The 18,245-nt window shown below is 72.2% G+C and carries 15 protein-coding genes and 1 pseudogene; 4 read left to right on the forward strand and 12 right to left on the reverse strand.

Annotated elements, in window-relative coordinates; translation table 11 throughout:
• Nucleotides 1-253 precede the first annotated feature (253 nt).
• The gene (locus ACWCRD_RS06415) at nucleotides 254-1,858 is read right to left on the reverse strand and encodes a protein kinase domain-containing protein (RefSeq protein ID WP_450964802.1); all 1,605 of its coding nucleotides are present in this window, start codon (nucleotides 1,856-1,858) and stop codon (nucleotides 254-256) included.
• A 334-nt stretch (nucleotides 1,859-2,192) separates the two neighbouring features.
• Between ACWCRD_RS06415 and ACWCRD_RS06420 the strand changes: the two genes are divergently transcribed.
• Nucleotides 2,193-3,833, forward strand: coding sequence for a protein kinase domain-containing protein (locus tag ACWCRD_RS06420; RefSeq protein WP_450964803.1), 1,641 nt, complete (start codon nucleotides 2,193-2,195; stop codon nucleotides 3,831-3,833).
• Nucleotides 3,834-3,924: 91 nt separating this feature from the next.
• On the opposite strand, the gene ACWCRD_RS06425 is transcribed toward ACWCRD_RS06420, so the two are convergent.
• A complete protein-coding gene (locus tag ACWCRD_RS06425; protein ID WP_450964804.1) occupies nucleotides 3,925-4,461 on the reverse strand; it encodes a bacterial proteasome activator family protein in 537 nt (178 codons plus the stop codon).
• 392 nt (nucleotides 4,462-4,853) lie between these two features.
• Here ACWCRD_RS06425 and ACWCRD_RS06430 point away from each other — a divergent pair, with 392 nt between their 5' ends.
• Nucleotides 4,854-5,408: a hypothetical protein gene (locus ACWCRD_RS06430; protein WP_450964805.1), complete on the forward strand. Its 555-nt coding sequence runs from the start codon at nucleotides 4,854-4,856 to the stop codon at nucleotides 5,406-5,408.
• Between the two features lie 45 nt (nucleotides 5,409-5,453).
• Here the strand turns inward: ACWCRD_RS06430 and ACWCRD_RS06435 are convergent, their stop codons facing one another.
• The 7 genes and pseudogenes from ACWCRD_RS06435 to pdhA form a co-directional block, all read right to left on the reverse strand.
• Nucleotides 5,454-6,434 (reverse strand): NAD(P)H-quinone oxidoreductase, encoded by a 981-nt coding sequence (locus ACWCRD_RS06435; RefSeq protein WP_450964806.1) that lies wholly within the window; start codon nucleotides 6,432-6,434, stop codon nucleotides 5,454-5,456.
• An 87-nt stretch (nucleotides 6,435-6,521) separates the two neighbouring features.
• Nucleotides 6,522-6,746: pseudogene (locus ACWCRD_RS06440) on the reverse strand (Ion channel protein); the annotation flags it as partial.
• Between the two features lie 186 nt (nucleotides 6,747-6,932).
• Entirely contained in the window at nucleotides 6,933-8,324 is a 1,392-nt protein-coding gene (locus ACWCRD_RS06445) for a molybdopterin molybdotransferase MoeA (RefSeq protein WP_450964807.1), read from the reverse strand.
• Nucleotides 8,321-9,271, reverse strand: coding sequence for an NTP transferase domain-containing protein (locus ACWCRD_RS06450; protein ID WP_450964808.1), 951 nt, complete (start codon nucleotides 9,269-9,271; stop codon nucleotides 8,321-8,323). Before ACWCRD_RS06450 ends, ACWCRD_RS06445 begins: the two co-directional genes overlap by 4 nt.
• Nucleotides 9,272-9,346: 75 nt before the next feature.
• On the reverse strand, nucleotides 9,347-10,651 hold the full coding sequence (locus ACWCRD_RS06455; RefSeq protein WP_450964809.1) for a dihydrolipoamide acetyltransferase family protein: 1,305 nt from the start codon (nucleotides 10,649-10,651) through the stop codon (nucleotides 9,347-9,349).
• The gene (locus tag ACWCRD_RS06460; protein ID WP_344403137.1) at nucleotides 10,651-11,655 is read right to left on the reverse strand and encodes an alpha-ketoacid dehydrogenase subunit beta; all 1,005 of its coding nucleotides are present in this window, start codon (nucleotides 11,653-11,655) and stop codon (nucleotides 10,651-10,653) included. Before ACWCRD_RS06460 ends, ACWCRD_RS06455 begins: the two co-directional genes overlap by 1 nt.
• On the reverse strand, nucleotides 11,655-12,788 hold the full coding sequence (pdhA, locus tag ACWCRD_RS06465) for a pyruvate dehydrogenase (acetyl-transferring) E1 component subunit alpha (RefSeq protein WP_450964810.1): 1,134 nt from the start codon (nucleotides 12,786-12,788) through the stop codon (nucleotides 11,655-11,657). Before pdhA ends, ACWCRD_RS06460 begins: the two co-directional genes overlap by 1 nt.
• 174 nt (nucleotides 12,789-12,962) lie before the next feature.
• Between pdhA and ACWCRD_RS06470 the strand changes: the two genes are divergently transcribed.
• Nucleotides 12,963-13,463 (forward strand): Lrp/AsnC family transcriptional regulator, encoded by a 501-nt coding sequence (locus tag ACWCRD_RS06470; RefSeq protein ID WP_450964811.1) that lies wholly within the window; start codon nucleotides 12,963-12,965, stop codon nucleotides 13,461-13,463.
• A gap of 15 nt (nucleotides 13,464-13,478) precedes the next feature.
• On the opposite strand, the gene ACWCRD_RS06475 is transcribed toward ACWCRD_RS06470, so the two are convergent.
• Together ACWCRD_RS06475 and ACWCRD_RS06480 are read right to left on the reverse strand one after the other, a co-directional pair.
• Nucleotides 13,479-14,069, reverse strand: coding sequence for a TetR/AcrR family transcriptional regulator (locus ACWCRD_RS06475; RefSeq protein ID WP_450964812.1), 591 nt, complete (start codon nucleotides 14,067-14,069; stop codon nucleotides 13,479-13,481).
• Nucleotides 14,066-15,583, reverse strand: coding sequence for a 3-hydroxyacyl-CoA dehydrogenase (locus ACWCRD_RS06480; protein WP_450964813.1), 1,518 nt, complete (start codon nucleotides 15,581-15,583; stop codon nucleotides 14,066-14,068). The genes ACWCRD_RS06475 and ACWCRD_RS06480 overlap by 4 nt, the downstream gene beginning before the upstream one ends.
• Before the next feature lie 159 nt (nucleotides 15,584-15,742).
• Between ACWCRD_RS06480 and paaN the strand changes: the two genes are divergently transcribed.
• A complete protein-coding gene (paaN, locus tag ACWCRD_RS06485; RefSeq protein WP_450964814.1) occupies nucleotides 15,743-17,434 on the forward strand; it encodes a phenylacetic acid degradation protein PaaN in 1,692 nt (563 codons plus the stop codon).
• On the opposite strand, the gene ACWCRD_RS06490 is transcribed toward paaN, so the two are convergent.
• The gene (locus ACWCRD_RS06490; RefSeq protein ID WP_450964815.1) at nucleotides 17,431-18,195 is read right to left on the reverse strand and encodes a TrmH family RNA methyltransferase; all 765 of its coding nucleotides are present in this window, start codon (nucleotides 18,193-18,195) and stop codon (nucleotides 17,431-17,433) included. The genes paaN and ACWCRD_RS06490 overlap by 4 nt on opposite strands.
• Between the last annotated feature and the right edge of the window lie 50 nt (nucleotides 18,196-18,245).

Genomic DNA, 18,245 nt, shown 5'->3' on the forward strand with positions numbered 1-18,245 from the left:
AGGGTGGGTGCGGCCCGGTCGGGGACAGGCGTGACAGGTGCCCCGGCGAGCGCCCTGCAAAAAGCACGTTACCCAGTGCTCCACATTTCTGTGAAACCCCTCCTGACCTGCGATTTTGCTTGGATTTCCAAGTAAATCGCGAAAGTCGGGAACATCTCCTGGTCACAGCCTTGCAGGGGGCCGGAACAACGGCACGTTATCCCGGTGACCCACGTCACGGGAAGAGTTCACCTCGGGCGAGCCCGGCGACCGATCAGCCGCCGACGCCCGACGTGACACCCGTGGTACCGCCGTTGCCGCCGCCCGCGTCCGTCCCCGGGTCCGTCGAGTCGCCCGAGGACGGCGTCGGCGGGGTGGGGTCGTCCGTCGGCTGCTCGGTGGTCGCCGGGTCCGTCGGCTGGGTGCTCGGCCGGCTGCTGGGGGTGTGGGACGGGGTGTACGACGGCGTGCGCGACGGCGTGTAGTTCCCGGTCCCGGAGTTCGTGCCGGTGCCGTTGTCCGTGGACGTGTCCGTCGGCTGGTCGGTCGACTGGTCGGTCGGGGACTCGGTGGCCGTGTCGTCCTTGGTGCTCTGCGAGGTGGTCGGCGAGTGCGTGGTACCGCCGCCGCCACTGCCGTTGCCGGTCTTGTGCAGCGCCAGCGCCACGCCCGCCGCGATGGCGATGATCGCAAGCACCGCGAGGATCCACAGCTTGCCGCGGCCGCTGCCCTTGTTGCCGTGCCCCTCGAAGCCGCCGTCGTCCCCGCCGCCGTAGCCGGTGGGCAGGATCGGCTGCGGGATCTGCGTCGTGCCGGAGGCGGCGCCGGGGTGCGGCAGCACCGCCGTGCCGGCGAAGCCCGCCGCCGGGGTGTGCCGGCCCTCGTGCACGGTGACCGGGCCGGTGTTCCAGGTGCCGGTGTGGCCGCCCTGGTCGTACAGCATCTGCAGCGCGTACTGGACGAGGCCGCGCATCTCCTCGGCGGTCTGGAAGCGGTCGTCCGGTTCCTTGGCGAGCGAGCGCATGACGAGGCCGTCGAGCTCCGGCGGCACGGTGTCGGAGATCTCGGACGGCGGCGTGGGGATGTCCTGGACGTGCTGGTAGACCACCGACAGCGGGGTCTCACCCGTGAACGGGGGCCGCAGCGCGAGGAGTTCGTAGAGCAGGCAGCCCGTGGCGTACAGGTCGGAGCGGTGGTCGACGGCCTTGCCGAGCGCCTGCTCAGGGGAGAGGTACTGCGGCGTGCCCATGACCATGCCGGTCTGCGTCATCGTCGACTGCGCGCCGTGCAGGGCACGGGCGATGCCGAAGTCCATCACCTTCACCGCGCCGGTGTGCGTGATGATCACGTTCGCCGGCTTGATGTCGCGGTGCACGATGCCGTGCTGGTGCGAGTAGGCGAGCGCCTCCAGCACTCCGGAGACGATGATCAGGGCCTGCTCGGGACCGGGCGCCTCGGCGTTGATCAGCAGGTCACGGATGGTGCGGCCCTCGACGATCTCCATCACGATGTACGGGACGCTCTGGGCGCCCCCCGTGCCGTAGCCGCCCGGCACCGTGTCCTCGCCGGAGTCGTACACGGCGACGATCGCGTGGTGGTTGAGGCCGGCCACCGACTGGGCCTCGCGTGTGAAGCGGGCCTTGGAGACCGGATCCTCGGCGAGGTCGGCTCGGAGCAGCTTGACCGCGACGGTGCGCCCGAGGCGCACGTCCTCCGCGGCGAAAACCTCCGCCATGCCGCCCCGGCCGAGTCTGCGGGTCAGCCGGTACCGGCCGTCCCCGACCAATCCGCCGTTCCCCCACATTTCCGGCGCATCTGACATACCGCCGCCAGTCGCCTCGGGGTCGGACGGGCCCTGGGCGCGCTGCTGCTGTGCCATCAGTCCTCGCCGTCGTTTCTGCCCGCGGTGCGCGCGGTGTTGTTACGGTCTCCGTCGGCCACGCTACAGCCTCAATGCAAGCCGCCGGTCCGAGAAGGGGGCCGGAACCGGCACAGGACGGACCGGCCATCAAACCGTCACTCCGTCAGTCCGTGCAAGTTCTGTGTACCGCCCGTACAGCCTCTGTAACGCTCGCGCGACGCTTCTATCGCGTACGGTCACGGATCGGGCACCGAGCTTGACGTGTCAGTGCCCTGGGGCAGACTTGGCCGGGAATAGCACTTTGGATCATCGGCAGTCAACGGCGCCTCAAGGCCCACGGGGGAAGCGGAACATGAGCCAGGACGGCGCACAGGGCCGGTATGCGGGGCGGGCGCTCGCCGGCGGCCGCTATCAACTGCGCGACCTGCTCGGCGAGGGCGGCATGGCCTCCGTGCACCTGGCCTACGACTCCGTGCTCGACCGCCAGGTCGCGATCAAGACGCTGCACACCGAGCTCGGCCGCGAGCAGGCCTTCCGCGAGCGCTTCCGCCGCGAGGCGCAGGCCGTGGCGAAGCTCACGCACACCAACATCGTCTCGGTCTTCGACACCGGCGAGGACAGCCTGGACGGCATGACCACGCCGTACATCGTGATGGAGTACGTCGAGGGCCGCCCGCTGGGCTCGGTGCTCGACGAGGACGTACGGCAGTTCGGCGCGATGCCCGCCGACAAGGCGCTGAAGATCACCGCGGACGTTCTCGCGGCGCTGGAGATCAGCCACGAGATGGGCCTGGTCCACCGGGACATCAAGCCGGGCAACGTGATGGTCACCAAGCGCGGCGTCGTCAAGGTGATGGACTTCGGCATCGCGCGCGCCATGCAGTCCGGTGTGACGTCCATGACACAGACCGGCATGGTCGTCGGCACCCCGCAGTATCTGTCGCCGGAGCAGGCGCTGGGGCGGGGCGTGGACGCCCGGTCCGATCTCTACTCGGTCGGCATCATGCTGTTCCAACTCGTCACCGGACGGCTGCCGTTCGAGGCGGACTCACCGCTGGCGATCGCGTACGCGCATGTGCAGGAGGAGCCGGTGGCTCCTTCGTCGATCAACCGGGCGCTGCCTCCCGCGGTGGACGCGCTGGTCGCCCGCGCGCTGAAGAAGAACCCGAACGAGCGTTTCCCGAGCTCCGAGTCGATGCGCGACGAGTGCCTGCGGGTGGCCGCCTCCGTGCAGGGCGCCCCGCCGAGCATCGTGCCGGGCACCCGCCCCCAGAGCGGCACCGGCGTCGGCTCGGCGGTGTTCCCGCCGGTCCCGCAGGCGCCCCAGGCACCGCCGGGCCCCGTGCAGACGCCGTACCAGGCGCCCCAGCCGCCGACCCCGAACCCGAATCCGTACGGCGTGCCGACGCCGCCTCCTTCTCCGGCGTACGGCTATCCGCAGCAGGGCGGCTACCGGACGCCGTCGCCGTACGCACAGCCGCAGACCCCGCCGCCGTACAACCTCACGCCCCAGCAGCGGCCCGCCGGGCCCCCGGGGGGCGGCAAGAACAACAAGTCGGTGGTCATCGGCACGATCGTCGTCTCGATCATCGCCGTCGGCGGCCTGATCGCGGCCCTGGCGCTCAACGGAGGTGGGGGCGGCGGAGGCGGCGGCGAGGACGGCGGCGGCAGCAGCCCGGACCCCACGACGACGCACGCGGCGGACTGGCGCGGGCCGGACACCACCAAGGTGATCGACTCGACGGAGTGCACGGAGCCGCAGGAGTCGTACACCGACGAGAACAAGATCCGGGTGCCCGACTTCCGGTTCAAGTACATCGACTCGGTCAAGGAGTGCGCGAAGGCCGCCGGTTGGTCGCTGGTGGTCAACGACTACAACGAGAACACGTTCGGCGAGGGCGCGGTGATCGACCAGACCCCCGAGGCCGGCTCGGACGTCGACCCGGACAAGGTCAAGATCACGCTCGACGTCTCGACGGGCAACCCGTCCTGATCCCGGGCAGGCAGACGCTCGCATGACGAAGGGCCCGGCGGCTTCGGCTGCCGGGCCCTTTCGCCCACGTCGATACTGGTCGCCCAGGTGACTACAGGTACGGCCCGCCCGAGCGGCCGGCCGTGGGTCCGTCCTCGCCCATCTCGTGGCCGATGCCCGGCGGCAGGGCGCGCCGCATCTGCTCCAACTGGGCCCGCGCGGCCATCTGCTGGGCGAACAGCGTGGTCTGGATGCCGTGGAAGAGGCCCTCCAGCCAGCCCACCAACTGGGCCTGCGCGATGCGCAGTTCGGCGTCGCTGGGCGTGCCGTCGTCCGTGAAGGGCAGCGAGAGCCGCTCCAGCTCCTCGACCAGCTCCGGCGCCAGCCCGTCCTCCAGCTCCTTCACCGAGCTGCGGTGGATCTCCTTGAGCCGGGCCCGGCTCGCCTCGTCCAGGGGAGCGGCGCGCACCTCCTCCAGGAGCTGCTTGATCATGCTTCCGATCCGCATCACCTTGGCCGGCTGCTCGACCTGCTCCGTCACCGGGATCTCGCGGGAGTCCTCGTCCCCGCCGCCGATCGCCATGCCGTCCTGGCCCACGACCAGGATCTGGGGGTTCTCCGGTGACCTGTCGTTCCTCGGCATCTCCATGCCGCCATTCTCTCGCACGTGTGCATCTCATCACCGTGGTGCCCCCTGTGGAGGGTGATCCACCGTTTACGGTGCGGGAGTTTCCGTCCTCAGCCGCAGCAGCCGGACCTCGGTGGGGGGTCCCCGGTTCGAGCGAAGTCGAGAACTGGGGGAGGTCCAGCGAGCGGATCTGGGGCGGGCGCTGCGCCTCGACGACGCTCCGCACCTCGACGCCGGGTGCCCCGACCGCCGGCACCAGCTTGATCGCCAGTTCGTCGCGCGGTGCGGCCGAGGGCACCCGGATTGTGCAGCGGGTTCGGTTTTTTGGCGGAACCCGGAATGCCGGAAGTAGTGGCGAATGTGACGCTTGGGGCGTGAATCCATGGTTGCGTGCTTTGAAGGGGGCCGGACTCGTGGTGGGTGTGGGGGCGGGCGTACTGGTGTTTCCGTACGGCGGTGGTGCGTCGTACGGGGCTGTTGCGTCCTACGGCGGTGTGGCGACACCCGTGAGCGTGTCGACGCACGGGGCGGTATCGACGCACGGGACGCACGACGCCGGCCGCACGGCTGCTGAAGGAGCCCCGGCGGCTGCTTCCCGAACTGCCTCCCCGTCTGCCTCCCCCTCCTCCACCGCCTCCCCGGAGCCGTCCCGGGCCGGGAGCCGGGCGGGTGAGGGCCGGGAGCGGCCGGGGCGACGGGAGACGGCGGACGAGTCCGGGGCCGTCCCCTCGGACGAGGGGGACGAGGACTCCTCCCAGGAGGAGGCGGACGCGGGGCAGGCCGCCTCTGCGTCGCCGCCCGCGGAAGCGGGCCTGGTGCCTTCCAAGCCCGCACAGCGTCCCCGCGCGCAAGCCGCGGAGCAGCCCGCCGAGCCCGTCCTGCGCATCCTGCCCCTGGGCAGCGGCCTGGTCCTGATCGGCCTCGGCCTGGGACTGGCCTTCATCGGCCTGCGGATGCGGCGGGCGTAGAGCCCTGTCTTCTGGATGACGACGGGCCCGGGGGAGGCGCGGAATTCAGGGCACCACCAGCAGCACCTTGCCCACGTGGCCGCTCTCCTCGACGACCCGGTGGGCCGTCGGCGCGTCGTCCATCGGGAGTTCGCGATCGACGACGGGGCGGACGTGGCCGGCATCGAGCAGGGGCCAGACATGCTCGCGTACGGCCGCGACGATGGCCGCCTTCTCGGTGAGCGGGCGGGCCCGCAGCGAGGTGGCGCTGACGGCGGCCCGCTTGTTCAGGAGCATGGCGATGTTCAGTTCGCCCTTGATGCCGCCCTGCATGCCGATGATCGCGAGACGGCCGTTGACGGCGAGGGCCTGGACGTTGCGGTCCAGGTACTTGGCGCCCATGTTGTCGAGGATGACGTCGGCGCCCGCGCCGTCGGTGGCCTTCTTGACCTCGGCGACGAAGTCCTGCTCCCGGTAGTTGATCAGGATGTCGGCGCCCAGTGCGGCGCACTGCTGCAGCTTCTCCTCGGTGCCCGCCGTGACGGCGACCTTGGCTCCGACGGCCTTGGCGAGCTGGATCGCCATCGTGCCGATGCCGCTGGAGCCGCCGTGCACGAGCAGCGTCTCGCCGGGGCGCAGATGGGCGACCATGAAGACGTTGGACCAGACCGTGCAGACCACCTCGGGCAGCGCGGCCGCCTGCTTCAGGTCGATGCCCTTGGGGACGGGCAGCAGCTGTCCGGCCGGGACCGCGACCTTCTCGGCGTAGCCGCCGCCCGCGAGCAGCGCGCACACCTCGTCGCCGACCGACCAGCCGGAGACTCCGGGACCGAGCGCGGCGACCCGGCCGGAGCACTCCAGACCGGGGTGGCGGGACGCGCCGGGCGGCGGGTCGTAGAAGCCCTGCCGCTGCAGGATGTCGGCGCGGTTGACGGCGCTGGCCACCACCTCGACCAGGACCTCGCCCTCGCCGGCCACCGGATCCGGGACCTCGTCCCACACCAGCGCCTCGGGCCCACCAGGTTCGGGAATCGTGATCGCATGCATGAAGGGGACGCTACTCCCTGCCGTCGGCGGTGCACGGACGTGCCGGTCCTCGGGCCGTTCACGAAGGGGCGCCGCGCCCCCCGGTGATCACTCCGAACGCAGGGGCCGGACGTCGGGTGCGACCTGTGCCCCCGGCGACGCCCGCACGATGGTGATCAGCCGGTCCGTCAACTGCAGTGTCCCGACGGCCTGATCGTCGTATTCGAGCACCCGGTGCCCGCGCACGACGCTCACGACCAGGTCCTCGGTCTCCCGCGGTGTCCTGCCCACCTCGGCCTTCACGACCGGCCGCTCGATCATGTCGAGCCCGCCTGCACCGCTCACCAGCGGAAATGCCCCTCACGCTGTGGGCGGTCGCGACCAGGACCGCCAGGGCCAGTAACAGCCGCTTGGCGACCTGGCGGATCGGCCGTTCGACCACTTTCCTCGGCAGTCTCACCCGATGGGTCACGAGATGTTCGTCCGCTTGGCGGGCGATCGCGTCATGGCCCGGAAGTTTCACGTGAAACACACCCCGATTCCGGCGGACGCCCAGGGCAGGTCGAGGAGCTCCAGCTCCTGACCCGGGCGGGCGCCGCCCGGTGGTACGACGGCGAGGGCGTCGGCCGCGGCGATGCCGCGCAGCATGGCCGGACCGTTGTAGTGCAGCGGTACGGCGCTGTCGCCGCGCAGCACGACGGGGATGAGCCGGGTGTCGTACGGATGCCCGTGGACGCCGTCCTGGAGCGGCAGGGCATACGGCTCCGGGGCGGGGCGTGCGGCGAGGGTGCGCAGCAGGGGTTCGGCGAGGGTGAGCAGGCCGGAGACGGCGGCGAGCGGGTTGCCGGGCAGGCCGACGAGGTGCTGGTTCTCCTTGGTGCGGGCCAGCAGCATGGGATGGCCGGGCCGCACCTTCACGCCGTCCACGAGGAGTTCGGCGCCGATGCGCTGCAGGGTCGGGTGGACGTGGTCGACGGGGCCGGAGGCGGTGCCGCCGGTGGTGACGATCAGGTCGGCCTCGGAGCCCGTGACGGCCTTGCGCAGGGCCTTCGCGTCGTCGCCGAGCCTTCGTACGGAGGTCACCTCGGCGCCCAGCGCGCGCAGCCAGGGCGGCAGCATCGGGCCGAGGGCGTCCCGGATCAGGCCGTCGTGCGGCCGTCCCTCGGTGAGCAGTTCGTCGCCCAGCACGAGGACGTCGACGCGGGGACGGGGGACGGCGGTGAGGGTGTCGTAGCCGCTGGCCGCGGCGAGGCCGAGGACGGCGGGGGTCACGAGGGCGCCGACGGGCAGGAGCTGGTCGCCGGTGCGGCACTCCTGGCCGCGGGGGCGGATGTCCTGGCCGTGCTGCACCTCTCGGATGGCGTGCAGGCGGCCCTTGTCGTCGGTGCGGCCGTGTTCGCTGCGGATCACGGCGGTGGTGTCCGGGGGGATGCGGGCGCCGGTGGCGATACGGACGGCCTCGCCGTCGGTGAGGGCATCGGGCTCGGCGTGCCCGGCGAGGACGCCCGCGTCCCGTACGTTCCAGGGGCCGGGTCCCGCGACCGCCCAGCCGTCCATCGCCGAGGTATCGAAGGAGGGCAGGTCGGTGAGGGCGGTGAGGGGGGCGGCCAGGGTGAGGCCGAGGGAGGCTTCGAGGGGGACGGAGACGAGGGGGCGGCGGGCGCCGGACCGGGCGGCGCGGGCGGCGATCGACCGGGCCTCGGGCCAGGGGGTGGCCCGGTGGTGGGCGTCGGGCCTGTGCGGCGCGGCGGGGTCGGCAGTCTGCGGGGCGGGCACAGGCGCGGAGTCACCGGGGGCGCGGTGGTCGGAGGTGCGGTGGTCGGGTTCCTTCACCAGGGCGAGCACCTCCTCGACGTCGAGGTCCTCAGTGTCCTCGGCGGTCTCGCCGGGCCGGGTGGAGCGGGCGGTCATCCGGCGTCCGGGCGGGTGTCCGGGGTGGCATCGGGAGCGACGTCGGGCTTGTCGCCCGCGGTCTTGTCCGTCTCGTCGGCCTCCTCGGCCCAGCGCAGGGCGAGGGCCTCGGCCTTTCGGGCGGCTTCGGCGACGGCTTCGGGACCGCCGCCTGCCCGGGCGGCCGCGTAGCCGACGAGGAAGGTGGTCAGCGGGGCCGCGGGCCTGGCCACCCCGTGGGCGGCGTCGCGGGCGAGGTCGAGCAGGACACCGGTGTCGACGTCGAGGTCGATGCCGAGCTCGTCCTTGGCTGCGGAAATCCATTCATCCAACACGTGCCCATGCTCCCTGATGCGTGCCCTGGCGGTGGCGATGTCGTCCCAGGTGTCGCAGTCGAAGGAGGCGACGGGGTCCGGGACGCGGGTGAGGTGGAGGGCGGCGGTCAGCCGGCGCAGCGGCAGGCCCGTGAGGCTGCCGTGCTCGGTGGCGAGCGCGGCCAGTTCGCGGCGCAGCGCGGGCGTGCGGTAGGCGGCCACGAGGGGCTGGTCGCGGCCGTCGGCGTCGGTGAGCAGGACGCCTTCGGTGCCGCTCGCGTGCAGTGCGCTCAGCAGTCGTCGCACGGTGGCCGCCCCGAGGAACGGCAGGTCGGCGGAGAGGACCACGGTCTGCTCGGCGGTGGTGCGGTGCAGCCCGGCGCCGAGCGCGGCGAGGGGTCCCCCGCCGGGCGGGTCCTCGCGGGCCCACAGCACGGGCCGGGCGGTGGGCCTGGAGCCGGCGACGACGACGGTCGTGCGGGCGTCGGCGCAGGCGGTGAGCACCCGGTCGAGCAGCGCCCGGCCGCCGATGTGCACGCCGGGCTTGTCGGCGCCGCCGAGCCGCCGGGCGGCGCCCCCGGCGAGCACGACGGCGTCGTACGCGTCGTGCGCCGGGGTGGCGCCGAGGTCGCCCGGGGGCTCGTGCGAGGTCATCCCCCGAGTATGCGTGCCCTCCACGATCACAGGGAACGCGTGGGCGTCACCCGGACCGTGCGGGCGTCCTCGTCGTCACAGTGTGCGCAGCAGGACCGCCGGCTGTTCCACGCAGTCCGCCACGTACCGCAGGAAGCCGCCTGCCGTGCCGCCGTCGCACACCCGGTGGTCGAAGGTGAGCGAGAGCTGGACGACCTGCCGTACGGCGAGCTCGCCCTCGTGCACCCAGGGCTTGGGGACGATGCGGCCGACGCCGAGCATGGCCGCCTCGGGGTGGTTGATGATCGGCGTGGACCCGTCGACACCGAAGACGCCGTAGTTGTTCAACGTGAAGGTTCCGCCGGTGAGTTCCCCGGGTGTGAGGCTGCCCGTGCGGGCCGCCTCGGTCAGTCGGGCGAACTCCGCGGTGAGCGCTTCGGCGTCCCGCGCGTGTGCGTCCCGTACGACCGGCACGACGAGGCCGCGCTCGGTCTGCGCGGCGAAGCCGAGGTGCACCTGGTCGAGCTGGACGACCTCCCGGGCCTCCATGTCGACCGTGGAGTTGAGCTCGGGGAACCGGGCGAGAGCAGCCGTGCAGATGCGGGCCAGCAGGGCCAGGAGGGAGATCTTCGATCCGCCCGCCGCGTTCATGGCGGCACGGGCGCGCATGAGCTCGGTCGCGTCGGCGTCCACCCAGCAGGTCGCGTCGGGTATCTCGCGGCGGCTGCGGGAGAGCTTGTCGGCGACGGCACCCCGGATGCCCTTGAGGGGAACGCGGAGACCGGTGCCGGGTGCCGCGGTGGGCGTCGGCGCGGGCGCCTGGGTGGCGGCAGCGGGTTCCGCCGTCCGCGCCTGTGCCTCGGCGGCACGCAGCGCGTACTCGACGTCGGCGCGCAGGATCAGCCCGTCGGGGCCGGAGCCCGTCATCTCCTTCAGGTCCAGGCCGTTCTGCCGGGCGAGCCTGCGCACGAGCGGCGAGATCACGGGAACGGGGCCGTCCGCCGTCCCGCGCGCGCCGGGGCTTCCGTTCGCCTCCCGGGGCGCGGCGGGTGCCGGCTGCCCCGGCCGTACCCTGCGGCGTCGCGCGGGCGCCTGCGAAGTGCCGTATCCCACCAGCACGTTGCCCGAGCCCTCGGTCTCACCCCCTGAAGCCGCCGGTCCGACCGCGACCGTCAGCAGGGGTGCGCCGACAGGCAGTTCGGTGCCCTCCTCGCCGAAGCGGGCGGTGACCACACCGCCGTAGGGGCAGGGCACGTCGACCAGCGCCTTGGCCGTCTCGACCTCGACGACCGGCTGGTCGACCGCGACGACGTCGCCGACCTCCACCAGCCAGCGGACGATCTCCGCCTCGGTGAGCCCCTCCCCGAGGTCGGGGAGCCTGAACTCCAACACCTGTGCCATCAGCTCTCGGCCTCCCACTGCAGACGCCCCACGGCGTCCAGGATCCGGTCCACGCCGGGCAGATGGTGGCGCTCCAGCATCGGCGGCGGGTAGGGGATGTCGAAGCCGGCCACGCGCAGCACCGGCGCCTCCAGGTGGTGGAAGCAGCGCTCCGTGACACGGGCCGCGATCTCCCCGCCCGGGCCGCCGAACCCGCCCGACTCGTGCACGACGACCGCGCGGCCGGTCCGCCGTACCGAGGCGCAGACCGTCTCGTCGTCGAACGGCACCAGGGAGCGCAGGTCGACGACTTCGAGGTCCCAGCCCTCGGCCCGCGCGGCCTCGGCGGCTTCGAGGCAGACGGGAACCGACGGTCCGTACGTGATGAGCGTGGCGCTGCGGCCCGAGCGCCGCACCACCGCACGGCCTATCGGTTCAACGTCCGTCGGGTGCTCCGGGTTCCAGGAGTCCTTGGACCAGTACAGGCGCTTGGGTTCGAGGAAGACGACCGGGTCGTCGGAGGCGATGGCGGCGCGCAGCAGGCCGTAGGCGTCGGCGACGGTGGCGGGCGTGACGACATGGAGCCCCGGAGTCGCCATGTAGTACGCCTCGGAGGAGTCGCTGTGGTGCTCGACGCCGCCGATTCCGCCGCCGTAGGGGACGCGGATGGTGAGCGGGAGGGGCATGGCGCCGCGGGTGCGGTTGCGCATCCGGGACACGTGCGAGATCAGCTGCTCGAACGCCGGGTAGGCGAACGCGTCGAACTGCATCTCCACGACCGGGCGCAGGCCGTACATCGCCATGCCGACCGCGGTGCCGAGGATGCCCGCCTCGGCCAGCGGGGTGTCCGTGCAGCGGTCCTCGCCGAACTCCTTGGCGAGGCCGTCGGTGACGCGGAAGACACCGCCGAGGGTGCCGACGTCCTCACCCATGACGTGCACGGTGGGGTCGGCTGCCATGGCGTCGCGCAGCGCGCGCGTGAGCGCCTGCGCCATGGTGGCCGGCTTGAGGGCGACGGTGGTCATCAGTGCCCGCCTTCCTGTTCCGCGTGCAGCTCCGCCTGCAACTGGGCCCGCTGTTCGCGCAGTTGCCCGGTGGGTTCGGCGTACACATGGGCGAACAGGTCCATCGGGTCGAGGACCGGGTCCTGGTTCATGCGCTCGCGCAGGTCGGCGGCCATGGTCTCGGCGTCGTCACGCGCGGCCCGTATGCCGTCGTCGTCGAGGAAGCCGCGCTCGGTCAGCTCGTGCTCCAGGAGCGCGATGGGGTCGTGGGCGCGCCAGGCCTCGACCTCGGTGTCGCCGCGGTAGCGGGTCGCGTCGTCGGCGTTGGTGTGGGCGTCGATGCGGTAGGTGATCGCCTCGATCAGCGTGGGGCCGCCGCCCTCGCGGGCGCGGCGGACGGCATCGGTGAGCACCTCGTGCACGGCGGCCGCGTCGTTGCCGTCGACCAGGCGGCCGGGCATGCCGTAGCCGACGGCCTTGTGGGCCAGCGACGGGGCCGCGGTCTGCTTGGCGAGCGGGACGGAGATCGCGAAGCCGTTGTTCTGGACCAGGAAGACCACGGGGGCCTGCCAGACGGCGGCGAAGTTCAGCGCCTCGTGGAAGTCGCCCTCGCTTGAGCCGCCGTCGCCGACCATGGCGAGCGCGACCACGTCGTCGCCCTTGAGGCGGGCGGCGTGCGCGAGGCCGACGGCGTGCGGGAGCTGGGTGGCGAGGGGGGTGCACAGGGGGGCCACGCGGTGCTCGTGCGGGTCGTAGCCGGTGTGCCAGTCACCGCGCAGCAGGGTGAGCGCCTGGACGGGGTCCAGGCCGCGGGCGACGGCGGCGAGCGTGTCGCGGTAGCTGGGGAAGAGCCAGTCGCGGTCCTGGAGGGCGAGCGCGGCGGCGACCTGGCAGGCCTCCTGGCCGGTGCTGGAGGGGTAGACGGCGAGGCGGCCCTGCTTGGTGAGGGCGGTCGCCTGCACGTTGTACCTGCGGCCGCGCACCAGCTCGGCGTACAGGCGGCGCAGCAGGGCCGGGTCGGCCTTCGCGGCGGCCTCGGTGCCGAGGACGCGGTAGGGCTCGGCGTCGGGCAGCAGCGGCGCGGGGTCCGTGCGGGGCTGCCAGGCGGGGGGCGGCGATGGCCGATACCCGCCCCGCTGCTCCATGACCGTCATGACGGCACCTCCTCGTGGGAGCGGCTTCAGGCGCGCCACGGGGGTGATGCGCCTCACCTACCGATTGTTCGGTCGTCGGCACATTTTGGCTACAGGCACCTCCAGGCTGTGGACAAACGGTTCTCCACAACCTGGAATGAACGCAGTACGTCCATGGTAGGGAGGCGGGGGGACATGGCACCTGAACAAATGGCTGAAGCAGCGGAAGGCGGAAGTCCCCTGCCGTCGCCGCGGCCCCTCGACGCCATCGATCTGGACATCCTGCAGATGCTCCAGGCGGACGGCCGCGCGTCCATAAGGTCGGTCGCGGAACGGGTGCATGTCTCACGCGCCAACGCCTACGCGCGTATCAACCGCCTCATCGAGGACGGTGTCATCCGCGGCTTCGGGGCCCGCGTGAACCATGAGCGCGCAGGTCAGGGCACCTCGGCGTACATCACCCTGAAGATCGTCCAGAACTCCTGGCGCACGGTGCGCGAGCAGCTCACACGGCTGCCCGGGGCCTCCCACATCGCGCTGGTGGGCGGCGACTTCGACGTACTGCTGCTGGTGCACACACCGGACAACAAGGCGCTGCGCGAGCTGGTGCTCACCCGGCTGCAGGCGATGCCCGAAGTGCTCAGCACACGCACGCTGCTGGTGTTCGAGGAGGAGGACCTCGAGCCGCAGGGCTGAGCCCTGCGAAGCCGCTCAGGCCTCCTTGCGGAGCCCTCCGAAGACCAACTGCACGACCGCGTCGGCCACTTCGCGCTCGCTCATGCCCCGCCCGTCGGGCCGGTACCACTCGACGATCGAGTTGATCATCCCGAAGACGAGCCGGGTGGCGAGCCGCACCTCCACGTCACCGCGTACGTCCCCGTCGGCGGCCGCCGCCTTCAGCAGTTCGGCCACCTGGTGGTCGAAGTCCCGGCGCCGCTCCAGGGCCCACCGCTCGGTGGCCGTGTTGCCGCGCACCCGCAGCAGCAGCGTCACATACGGCAGTTCGCCGATCAGCACCTCGACCATGCGCCGCACGACGTACTCGAGGCGCTCGGCGGCGCGCCCCACGCGCGCGTGCTCCTCGTCGAGGATCCCGAAGAGGCCGTCGAGCGCCCGGCTGACGGCCCGGCGCAGCAGCTCCTCCTTGCCGGCCACATGGTGGTAGATCGACGACTTGGAGATGCCGGCCGCCTTGGAGAGGTGCTCCATGGAGGTGCCGTCGTAGCCGCGCTCGTTGAAGACCTGGACGGCGACGGACAGCAGCGTCTCCGGGGTGTACGTGTCGCGCTTGGCGGTGGTCATGACTGGCTGCCCTCCCGCTTGTCGGAGGCGTACGCGTGCCGGTACAGCGCGAGGGAGGGCGCATAGCGCCCGGAGGGGTCGCGCAGGTGCAGGTCGTCGAGGAGGGCGTATGCCCAGTTGCGGCCGAGTCTGCGGCTCCACTCGAAGGGCCCGAGCGGGTAGTTGACGCCCAGGCGCATCGCGGTGTCGATGTCCTCCTCGGTGGCCACGCCCTTGGCGACGGCGTCGTGCGCGAGGTCGACGATCCGGGCGACCGTGCGGGCGACGATCATGCCGGGGACGTCACCGATGACGCTGACGTCCTTGCCGAGCGCCTGGAAGAGGCCGGTGGCCTCGGCGAGGGTCCCCGGCGAGGTGTCCTGGGAGGCGGACAGGGCGATACGGGTGGCCCTGCGGTAGTCCAGGGCGAGGTCGAAGTAGACGACGTCGCGGAACTCGACGGAGGTCTGGCCGTCGGCGAGCGCCAGCTGGCCGCCGCTCGGCAGCACCAAGCGGGTGCCGTGGTCCTCTTCCTCCTCACGCACGGCGATGCCCGCCTCGCGGATCAGCGGGAGCAGCTCGGAGGCAGGGCCCAGGTCGCCCTCGACGACGACGTACGCGGGCTGCTGCGCGGGCTCCGCGGTGTGCGGCTCGGGGCGCTCGGCGTCGTCCCCGTACTCGTACCAGCCCTGACCGCTCTTGCGGCCGAGCCGGCCCGACTCGACCAGGCGCCGCTGGGCGAGCGAGGGCGTGAAGCGCACGTCCTGGAAGAAGGACCGCCACACGGAGTGGGTGACGGACTCGTTGACGTCCTGCCCGATGAGGTCGGTCAGTTCGAAGGCGCCCATCCTGAAGCCGCCGGACTCGCGCAGGACCGCGTCGATGGTGGCGGGGTCGGCGCCCTGGGCCTCGTACACGGCGAAGGCCTCGGCGTAGAAGGGCCGGGCGATCCGGTTGACGATGAAGCCGGGCGTGTCGGCGCAGGCGACCGGTGTCTTGCCCCAGGCGCGCGCCATCTCGTACGCGCGCGTGGCCGACGAGACGTCGGTGGCGAACCCGGAGACGACCTCGACGAGGGGGAGCAGCGGCGCGGGGTTGAAGAAGTGCAGGCCGACGAAGCGCCCGGGGTGGCGCAGGGCGCCGCCGATCGCGGTGACGGACAGCGAGGAGGTGTTGGTCGCGAGCAGGCAGTCCTCGGCGACGATGTCCTCCAGCTCACGCAGCAGGGCCTGCTTGGCGTCCAGCTGCTCCAGGACGGCCTCGACGACCAGGGAGCAGTCCGCGAGTTCGGTCAGGCTCTCGGCGGGCAGCAGCCGCTCGCGTGCCGCGTCCCGGTCGGCGGCCGCGAGCCGGTCCTTCTCGACGAGCCGGTCGAGGCGGGCGCCGATCGCTGCGGCCGCTTGCGCGGCGCGTCCGGCGGCGGCGTCGTACAGCCGTACGCGGTGGCCTGCGACCAGCGCGACCTGGGCGATGCCCTGGCCCATGGTGCCGGTGCCGACGACGGCCACGGGGCTGCTGAGGACGAGTGCTGTCATGTGCGCGATCCTCCCGCACGGGGTTTTCCACAGATGCGGCAGGCCCCCTTGTCCCGACCGATCGTTCGGTTACTCTAACTCTGACCGGCTGTTCCTGCCCATGTTTCTGCCAGGTCATGAGCTCGACGAAGAGTTCTCAAGACGAGGAGTTGGTCCCGCATGGCCGCCGAACTGACCACCCGCGACCTGATCGCCAAGCACCGGCCCACCCTCGACCAGGCGCTGGAAGCGATCCGCACGCGCGCGTACTGGTCCCCGCACCCCGAACACCCCAAGGCCTACGGCGAGAGGGGCAGCCTGGACGCGGCCGCGGGCAAGGCCGCCTTCGACGCCCTGCTGGGCACCCGCCTCGACCTCGGCCAGCCCGGCACGGACGACTGGGTGGGCGCCGAGGTCTCGCCGTACGGCATCGAGCTGGGCGTGACCTACCCGCATGCGGACGTCGACGAGCTGCTGCCCGCCATGAAGGCCGGACAGCGCGCGTGGCGCGACGCCGGCGCGGAGGCGCGCGCGGTGGTGTGTCTGGAGATCCTGAAGCGGATCAGCGACCGGACGCACGAGTTCGCGCACGCGGTCATGCACACCTCCGGCCAGGCCTTCATGATGGCGTTCCAGGCGGGCGGCCCGCACGCCCAGGACCGCGGTCTGGAGGCGGTGGCGTACGCGTACGTGGAGCAGGTCCGCACCCCCGACACCGCGGAGTGGACCAAGCCCCAGGGCAAGCGTGACCCGTTGGCGCTCACCAAGCAGTTCACCGCCGTTCCGCGCGGGATCGCGCTGGTGATCGGCTGCAACACCTTCCCGACGTGGAACGGCTATCCGGGCCTGTTCGCGTCCCTGGCCACCGGCAACGCGGTCCTGGTGAAGCCCCACCCGCGCGCGGTGCTGCCGCTCGCGCTCACCGTGCAGGTCGCGCGGCAGGTCCTCGCCGAGGCGGGCTTCGACCCGAACCTGGTGGCGCTGGCCGCCGAGCGCCCCGGCGAGGGCATCGCGAAGACGCTGGCCACCCGCCCTGAGATCCGGATCATCGACTACACGGGCTCGACGGCGTTCGGCGACTGGCTGGAGGCCAACGCCCGCCAGGCGCAGGTCTACACGGAGAAGGCCGGCGTCAACACGGTGCTGGTCGAGTCCACCGCGAACTACAAGGGCATGCTCTCCAACCTGGCCTTCTCGCTGTCCCTGTACAGCGGCCAGATGTGCACGACCCCGCAGAACCTGCTGATCCCCCGCGACGGCATCCGCACCGACGAGGGCCCCAAGACCTTCGACGAGGTGGTCGCCGACCTCGCCCGCTCGGTCGACGGCCTCCTCGGCGACGACACGCGCGCGAACGCCCTGCTCGGCGCGATCGTCAACCCGGACGTGAAGGCCCGCCTGGAAGCGGCCGCCGGTCTCGGCGAAGTCGCCCTGGCCTCCAGGGAGATCAGCAACCCGGAGTTCCCGGGCGCGGTGGTGCGCACGCCGGTGATCGTGAAGCTGGACGGAGCCAAGCCCGACGACGAGGCCGCCTACATGAGCGAGTGCTTCGGCCCGGTCTCCTTCGCCGTCGCGGTCGACTCGGCCGCGGAGGGCGCGGAGCTGCTGCGCCGCACCATCCGGGAGAAGGGCGCGATGACGGTCGGCGCGTACACGACCGACGAGGAGGTCGAGCAGACGGTCCAGGAGGTCTGCCTGGAGGAGGCCGCCCAGCTGTCGCTGAACCTCACGGGCGGGGTGTACGTCAACCAGACGGCCGCGTTCTCGGACTTCCACGGCTCCGGGGGCAACCCGGCGGCCAACTCGGCGCTGTGCGACGGGGCGTTCGTCGCGAACCGCTTCCGGGTGGTCGAGGTGCGCCGCGAGGCCTAGGAACTGAACGCGCCGCCGGTGACGCTCCAGTGGTACAGCGTCATGGCCACACTGGTCGCGAGGTTGTAACTGGAGACCTGGGGGCGCATCGGCAGCGACAGCAAGTGGTCGGTACGCGCGCGTAGCGGGGCGGACAGGCCGCTGCGCTCGGAGCCGAACGCGAGGACGGCGTCGTCCGGGAGCTTGACGCCCCGGACGTCGTCGCCCTCCGGGTCCAGGGCGAACAGCGGTCCCGCCGGCAGTTCGTCGACGGCCAGTCGTTCCACGGCGGTCGCGAAGTGCAGCCCCGCGCCGCCGCGCACCACCGTGGGGTGCCATGGGTCGAGGGTGCCGGTGGTGACCACACCGGTCGCGCCGAAACCGGCGGCCAGGCGGATCACGGCGCCCGCGTTGCCGAGGTTGCGCGGGTTGTCGAGGACCACGACGGGGGCCGTGCGCGGGGTGTGCGCGAGCTTCTCCAGATGGGCCGCACGGGACGGTCGTACGGCCAAGGCGGCGACGGCGGTGGGATGCGGACGCGGCACCAGGCTCCGGTACGTCGGCTCCGGCACCTCGGTGAGGAGGTCCGCCAGCGCGTCCCGCACATCGGGGGCGAGCTCGTCGGCGAGGGCGAGCGCCGCCCGCCGGTCGACGGTGACCGCCACCGGGACCTCGGCTCCGAAACGCACGGCGTGCTTGAGGGCATGGAAACCGTCGAGCAGCACGCAGGCGCCGGCGATCCGGCGCCAGGCGGTCACGGGGTCGGGGGCGGGTTCGGTCATGGCGTGCAGCCTACGTGCGCGCGGGACCGCGACTCACGCCCTGTGGCACG

The organism is Streptomyces sp. NPDC002092 (assembly GCF_053593775.1).